The 7633-nt window shown below is 38.2% G+C and carries 6 protein-coding genes; 4 read left to right on the top strand and 2 right to left on the bottom strand.

Features of this window, described 5'->3' with window-relative positions; genetic code table 11:
* Together VIK44_RS12340 and VIK44_RS12335 are read right to left on the bottom strand one after the other, a co-directional pair.
* Nucleotides 1–288: hypothetical protein (locus tag VIK44_RS12340; protein WP_331554192.1), on the bottom strand; the 288-nt coding region annotated here is incomplete at its 3' end.
* A gap of 124 nt (nucleotides 289–412) precedes the next feature.
* Nucleotides 413–580 (bottom strand): YgiT-type zinc finger protein, encoded by a 168-nt coding sequence (locus tag VIK44_RS12335; RefSeq protein ID WP_331554191.1) that lies wholly within the window; start codon nucleotides 578–580, stop codon nucleotides 413–415.
* Between the two features lie 293 nt (nucleotides 581–873).
* On the opposite strand from VIK44_RS12335, the gene VIK44_RS12330 reads away from it, so the two are divergent.
* From VIK44_RS12330 to VIK44_RS12315, 4 genes are all read left to right on the top strand, one after another.
* Complete coding sequence (locus VIK44_RS12330; protein ID WP_331554190.1) at nucleotides 874–2073, top strand: DUF6361 family protein; 1200 nt, start codon at nucleotides 874–876, stop codon at nucleotides 2071–2073.
* Complete coding sequence (locus tag VIK44_RS12325) at nucleotides 2067–3872, top strand: phospholipase D family protein (RefSeq protein ID WP_331554189.1); 1806 nt, start codon at nucleotides 2067–2069, stop codon at nucleotides 3870–3872. Before VIK44_RS12330 ends, VIK44_RS12325 begins: the two co-directional genes overlap by 7 nt.
* Nucleotides 3869–7159, top strand: a complete 3291-nt coding sequence (locus tag VIK44_RS12320) for a helicase-related protein (RefSeq protein WP_331554188.1) — start codon at nucleotides 3869–3871, stop codon at nucleotides 7157–7159. The genes VIK44_RS12325 and VIK44_RS12320 overlap by 4 nt, the downstream gene beginning before the upstream one ends.
* A 303-nt stretch (nucleotides 7160–7462) precedes the next feature.
* Nucleotides 7463–7633 (top strand): DUF503 domain-containing protein (locus tag VIK44_RS12315; RefSeq protein WP_331554193.1); only part of this gene is annotated, 171 nt, incomplete at its 3' end.

The raw sequence follows: 7633 nt of genomic DNA, 5'->3' as shown, positions 1-7633 counted from the left end.
GCTCAAGCCGATGAACAGCTTTTTTCGGGGTTTGTCGGTTTTATTGCGATTGTTTTTCGTTTCGATCAGAGCGGTTGACGAAACATCGCATGGGGCCCTCTGGGAATAATCGTAGTAAAACATCGATACCAGAGCAAAGGTTATTGCGGTCTCAATCAGTTGGAAGGTGGTAAAGATGGCCGAAACAAAGAAGCCAAAGAAGCCAATAAAAATGGAGACGGCCAGGGTATCATTAAGGAGCTGTCCAAGGACAAAAAAGGCCACAACCTCAAGGATGCCAAAAAGCATCGCCAGCAGTAACAGAATCGCAGCATTCCAGGAGGAGACCTGTGCCTGACATTAACTTATAAACTTATTGACGGTACTAGTACAGCATTGCAAAATATGCTATGAATAAATTTCTACTAGCATTTTACCAACGTTTGATGCAGGTTTCCATGGTTTCGTCACTAAAACATTTTTCGCAGCATTGTTCACACTCTTCGCAGAGAACGTTTTTAATGATGATCAAGCAGTTTTTATAATTCACGACATGGGTCGTAATGCTATCAAATAAATTTCCTTTACAGTAAAAACACATGGTTATGACTCCTTTCTTGTTTTTATGTCAGCTTCGAATTTTTGTATGTTGTGATTGTTAAGGGTCGTATAATAAACCTTCATCACGGATACCATCACTTCCACCCGTTTCAAGGATTAACAAGCTATGAATTTGAATGACTTGATGATAAGTCAGCCTTTTCATTTTGCCAGTTCCATAAAGGCTTCTTTATGTCGCCGGAGAATATTTTTTTGCGATAGCCTGGACATTTTCATCCCCGGTTGTTTCTTCATATGATAATATAATATTTATAGAAAGCAGGTGGGTAATGTATGCAATTAGGTTGGATCGATTTTTCTAAGGAAGAAAAAAATAAAGTATTGGATGTGATTAATCTTCTGGAAGAGCCGGGAACACTGGATGAATTAGGAATTGCGCCAATTCGGGATGGGTTTGCAAATTTGTTTTTTCCTGGGACATCAACCATCCAGACAAGAGCAAAATATTTCTTTCTTGTTCCATATGCCTGTATATCCATTGAACGAAGCAATGAGACAGATGAAAAGCAATTTATTAGAAAATTGGATGATATCGAGCATGAATGTGGAAAGCGTTTATTGAAACTGAATGAAGATGGAACAATTGGAAAAGTAGCCATCACAAATGGCGGCTGGGTTAAGAGACCCCCTACGGCAATTTACTGGGCAGGTATAAGGTCTTATGGTATTTTCAAAGGTGGTCGTATTTCACTGAGAGAGTATGCATATATTAACTGTAAGAGGAAATTGCTTAGGAAGGTATCTCGGTTACAGGGGCTTAATGAGGGTGAATTTGAAAACGAAAAAGACGACAGTGATGCTGGTGGATTTTTGCATACTTCGTTTTGGCATGTTCCTGATTTTGACGTGGACAACTGGAATAAAGAAATAACCATGAACCTGTCATCAGAAGAAAGTGAATTGTTGAAGTCCCAGATAATTAAAAAACATCCGGAATCATTAATGGCTTATATTTTAAAGGAAAACATTGTGGATTTTCTTGAATGTAATCGTTTTGAAGACTTGAGAGCTTCCGTGCATAATGGCTTTTCTGAACAGATGAAAAGAGATTATGAAATGGCTGTTGCGTTTGCCCGGTTCTTATTTGGAATCAGAATACAATATAATCTGATTGTTTCCGGTGGTGAAAATGAAAAAGCAGTAGAATGCTGGACTGAGTTTGAAAAAAGAATGAATAGCGAAGCAGCGATTGAGTTGCAGGAGATCTTTGCGAGATTGCGAATTTCAAATTTTGGTTTGATGCATTTTTTAATTGAAGCAAAGCGGCAAATGCTTGATGGCGATATTGATGGGCTGAAAAACGGGATTATTGCCAGAGAGAAATTTTTAAAAGGGATAGGAAGAGCTAAAACCTCCAATCCAGGTGATTTTCCCGTTGATAAGTGGTTTTCTGGGGATATTCTGAATTATAGAATGGGAAATGCAAAAACCATTATCCGGGATATTTTCGAAGGTGAAGGTTTAAAATGCTAAAACCCAAAGAGAATCGTCTGGATTATGGAAATTTATTGATTCCACCGGTTGGATTTGAAATGACCGGGGCTGTAGGAACAACTTATTCTTTGGACATGGATGCACTCATTGGGGCATGCATCGCATTGGGTTTAGCAGAAGAGACCGATTCTGCTCTGATGAATAATTCCATCTATTTATTGGAAGCGTTAAGAAAGACGACCTCTAAAGTTGTGCTGTTTTGCGAAGCAGGGCAGATTCATGCCCCAGATAATTTAAGAACATTATATTTATTGCTCGAACCAATGATTATACAAATAGCGTTGAAAAAGGCTCAATATGGATATCCTTCGTTTCATCCAAAATTCTGGCTGCTGCGTTTTAAAAGTGAGACTGAAGTACGCTATCGGGTGATCATATTAAGCAGAAATCTTACCTTTGATCGCAGTTGGGATGTATCGGTGGTGTTAGAGGGGAGACTTGTAAATGAGCAACAGGAAAAAACAAAACCACTGATTGATTTCCTTGAATACCTGGCGATTAATGTCAGTGGCGGAAAAGGTTTGCCAAAAGGCCAGCGAAAAATGATTCGCGATATGAAAAGCGAACTAAAATATGTGGAATTCTTAACGGAAAATAAAATGTTCACAGACTTTGAATTTCTGCCGGTGGGAATTAAGTCTGAAGATAAAAACCAGTACACCATGAATCAAACCCGATTATTTTCGGAAACTTTTCATGAGTTGTTTGTGATAAGCCCATTTTTGTCAAAAGAGGTCATTAAAGATTTTAATAAACCGAACATATCTATGAAAGAACAGTTCCGGACACTCATAACAAGAAAGAATGAATTATGCAAAATGAAACCGGAAGATTATTCTAATTTTGCTGTTTATTCCATGAAGGATGAAATCGTGGACGGAGAAGAGAGCATTTCCGGAAATGAGAATGAAACCGATATTAGGCAGCAGGATATTCATGCAAAGGTATATATTTGGCGCAAATACAACGAAGTGGAAATGTATCTGGGCTCATTAAATGCATCAACGAATGCACTTAAGAATAATGTAGAGTTTATGATTCGTTTGACTGGAAGAAGCTATGATCATATCGACAGAATTATTAAGCATGAACTCATTGAATCCGAGGATTCTCCCTTTGAATTATTGACGAATATCCCCCAGGAACCGGATGGAACCGATGAAAGTAGCCTGTTACAGGCAAAGCTTAAAAAGTTAATCCGGTCGGGAATTAGCGGAAAAGTAATAAAAGCTTCCGATGATTTCAGCATTGTCATTCAAGTGCAGAAAATTTGCGATTCTGAAGGAGTCAGCATTTCACCAATCATGAAAGACACCTTTTTACCACTTGGCATGGATGTGCGTTTTGAGAATCTGAAGTTGCTTGAAGTGAGTTCTTTTTTCAGGATCAGAGTCAAAGGTGTGACGTCACAGATTGAAAAAATTCTAAAAATTGAAATGGAAGACATGCCGGAGGGAAGAGAAAGTGCCGTGTTTTCTAAAATACTGGAGACAAAGAAGTCTTTTATTCAGTATATTTCATTCTTGCTGGGTGATGACTATTTATTATCCATGCTGGAAAATATGGATTTAGATAAAAACATTAAAAAGCCAAATCAGAAAACTGGGGATTTTAAAATGCCGGCATTATATGAAAAGATGTTAAAAACGGTTTGCGAGTATCCAGAGCGATTGGGCGAAATCGAATATGTGATGAATTTGCTGAAAAATAAAAACGTCATACCGGATGGATTTGAAGAAACCTATCAGGTATTTAAACGAGTGGCAGGTAAACGATGAGTGAGATTACGAGAGAACTTCAAACGGCTGAACAGAGAGTGATGGATGGTCTGAAAGATTTTCAGCAGGCCACAGTGGAACGGATTGATACATTATTTCGGGGAAGTGTCAGAAGAGTCCTGGTTTCTGACGAGGTAGGACTCGGAAAAACCCTGATCGCTAAAGGTGTGATTGCAAAAACCGCGGTATTGCATAAAGAAATGAATGATTCTTTATTTAAGGTGATCTATATTTGCTCAAATAGAAATATCGCTGAACAAAATTTGAATAAGTTGATGATCACAAATAATGTAACGAAAGAGACCTCAGACGCATCAAGATTATCAATGCAACATCTTCAAATCTATAAGCAGGAAAATGATGAAAAAATTAAAAATGGTTATGTGCAGTTAATCCCACTAACCCCACACACTTCTTTTCGGATGACAAGTGGTGATGGTATCGTACAGGAACGGGCATTAATGTTTGCGCTGCTGAAACGTTTGCCTGACTTGTCTGATGAACAAATACAACGTGGATTGGAGGTTTTGCTGAGTTATCAGGCACCAGTTTCCTGGCATTATTGGGTAAAAAAATGGATGGAGGATGAAGTCATAAAATGTGATGACCTGTCGGGTCATAAATATATTGCGGATTTACACGAATCTCTTAGTCGTCATCTTCGAAAAGGGCAAGTACTTAAAGAACTAAAAGCGATTTGCATTGAAATTGATAACAGCGGTTGCAGTGAAGTTCCGAAAACAGGTATCATCGGTAAACTGCGTAGTATTTTTGCAAAAATAAGTGTGGATTTGCTTAATCCGGATCTGGTAATTATGGATGAGTTCCAGCGGTTTGAATTTCTGATGGATGCTTCAGATGACAGCGAAACGGGGATGTTGGCACGACGGTTTTTTTCAAGTAAACAGGGGAATGAAGCAGTGAAGATCTTACTGTTGTCGGCAACGCCCTATAAACTATATTCAACTTTGGAAGAAATTGATCAAACAGGAATTGATGAACATTATAGAGAGTTTCTGAGTGTCATGAATTTTCTCATCGATAATGAAAGTAAATCGGAAAGTTTTACTGAGATATGGAAAAATTATTCCTTTAATCTCCGAGAAATGACATTAGGAAATACAGCGTTGATTGAAGCAAAAAATAGGGCAGAAGACGCCATGTATGAAAATGTATGCAGAACGGAACGAATATCCCAAATTAAAAGCGGTAATTTTATCGATGATACGTCTGTTTCACAATTTATGCCCATTGTGGAAGATGATATTACATCCTATGTTAAATTCGCCCAAATGCTTGAACATATGAAAATGCGTGAAAAGGTACCGATTGATTATGTGAAGTCTTGTCCATATTTAATGTCGTTTATGAATCATTATCAGTTAAAGAAGAAAGTGGAAGGTCATCTTAAGGAATTACCCGTTGACATTAAATATGCAAAAGAGGCTGAACTGTGGGTTGATGGTAAAGCAGTTTCTAAATATAAAGCGATTCCCTGCAGAAATGCAAGATTAGAGAAGCTTTTCGAAACTGCATTTGAGAAAAAGGCAGAATTGTTATTATGGGTTCCGCCGTCATTACCTTATTATAAATCCGAAGGTGTGTATAAGGATGCTGATTCTTTTTCGAAAATTTTATTGTTTTCTTCCTGGGAGATGGTACCTCGAATGATAGCCTCACTGGTATCATATGAGTCTGAACGCAGAACAATTGGTTATCTTTCAGAGAAAAATGGATCTGAACTTACTTATCACAGAGAAAATACGGCGCAACGTCTTAAATTCAGCGTTTCTGGGGGACATCCAAGATCCATGAGTATGTTTTGTCTGATTTATCCCTCAAAATTTCTCGGGGAATGTTTTGATGCCATCGAAATAAAAAATAATGGAATTAAAAGCATATTTGAAGTTGAAGAAAAGGTGCGAACCTGCATTCAACAGAGAATTAATGAATTGGGTATAAAAGGAGGCGAATCGGTACAGGCTGACCAGAGGTGGTATTATTTACTCCCGCTTATGCTCGATGACGAAAGTTACGTATCGTATTGGATTGAGAACGCCAAACTGGTGGGCGATATTAAGGATGAGTATGAAAGAGAAGATGCTGCAATGGCATCTCAGGGTCAAAAAGGTTTTGAGACTCATCTTGAAAAATTGAAAGAACTTTATTCAGCAGAATTAGAAAACTTGGGTCGAATGCCTAATGATTTGATGGAAGTTTGTGTGGATATGGCCATTGCATCGCCTGCCATTTGTGCGTATCGAACCAACACAGTTCATGCAGCAGAATTGGCCAAATCTTTAATTGACAGATTTAATACACTGGAATGGTCTGCAGTTGTCGATTGCTATTTTGGTGAGGAAGACAGTGCTGTATTCTGGAAAAATGTTTTGAAATATTGTAAAGATGGAAATCTCCAATCAGTTCTGGATGAATATGCACATATGTTAACGGATTCGAATGGTTTAACGAATGTGAAAAATAAAGAGGAATCAATTCATAACCTGATGGTTGAGGGGTTGGATATACGTTCAGCAAGTTATAATGTGGACACGTGGAACGCTCTGAAAAAAAGATCGTCTGGTACCGAAGGTCGTAAAGGTTCTTCTGCCTTAAATATGCGTTCTCATTATGCCGTGGGATTTTATCAGGATAAAGGACAAAAAGAAAGCGGGTATGATCGAAAAGCAAGTGTTAGGAATTCCTTTAATTCGCCATTCAGACCTTTTGTTTTGGCTTCTACCAGTATTGGACAGGAAGGTTTGGATTTCCACTATTATTGCAGAAAAATTATGCATTGGAATCTCCCAAGTAATCCAATCGATCTCGAACAGCGTGAAGGCAGGATTAACCGATTTAAATGTCTTGCCATTAGAAAAAATATTGCAGATAAATACGGTGATATGTCGTTTAAAACTGATATCTGGAACGAGATGTTTGATAAAGCATCGATCTGTGAGAAAGAAGCAGGCAGCAGTGATCTTGTTCCGTTCTGGTGTTTGCCGAACAACCAAAGTGTTAAAATCGAGAGAATTGTACCCATGTATCCTTTTAGTCAGGATATTTCAAAATATGATCGACTGTTAAAAATCTTGTCACTGTATCGATTGACTTTAGGGCAGACAAAGCAGGAAGACTTATTAGAATATATATTCGACAATGATATTGATAAAGATAGTTTAAAAGAAATATTCATTGATTTGAGCCCATTTTCGAGAATATTAAAAGAACGCATAGAAGTGAATTTAATGGGTGAACACTTTCGGTGCCAGGCTCACTTAAGTTAGAGAAGAATGGGGAGTATCGGGTTTAGAGAAAGTTGGTTTTAGTACTGTCTTTGTGTGCTATATGGTTAATTCAGTTTTGAACTGAAGGTGCCTGACTCTGTTTTTATGCGCAAAGAGCGGTGCAGCTAAAAAGCCACCTATGATATTGGAGACCTTTACCCGGTTAACCTGCGGATTGATGAGCACTTTGGTTTTTAATTGATGGTGTCGCACCCATCGCAAGCCTGGTGATTGCATCGTTGTGTTACAAATTGATCCAGAAGCCAAGAACAGAACAAAAAGGCAAAAAAGAGGTGAAATTTTATGATTATCGGGACCATCACGATTTGCATCCACACTCCATGGGTGCATTCACTGAAAGACAAACGCCGGATTCTGAAAAGTCTGGTTGAAAAAACCAGACAGAAATTCAATGTGTCCATTTCCGAAATTGACGAACAGGATCATCATCAGAAAATTGTTTTGGGAATCGCC

Origin of the sequence: Acetobacterium sp. (genome assembly GCF_036508315.1) — a bacterium.
GTDB lineage: Bacteria > Bacillota > Clostridia > Eubacteriales > Eubacteriaceae > Acetobacterium.
Note: the sequence above shows the minus strand (reverse complement) of the source record. Positions and strands in the feature narration are given on the sequence as shown.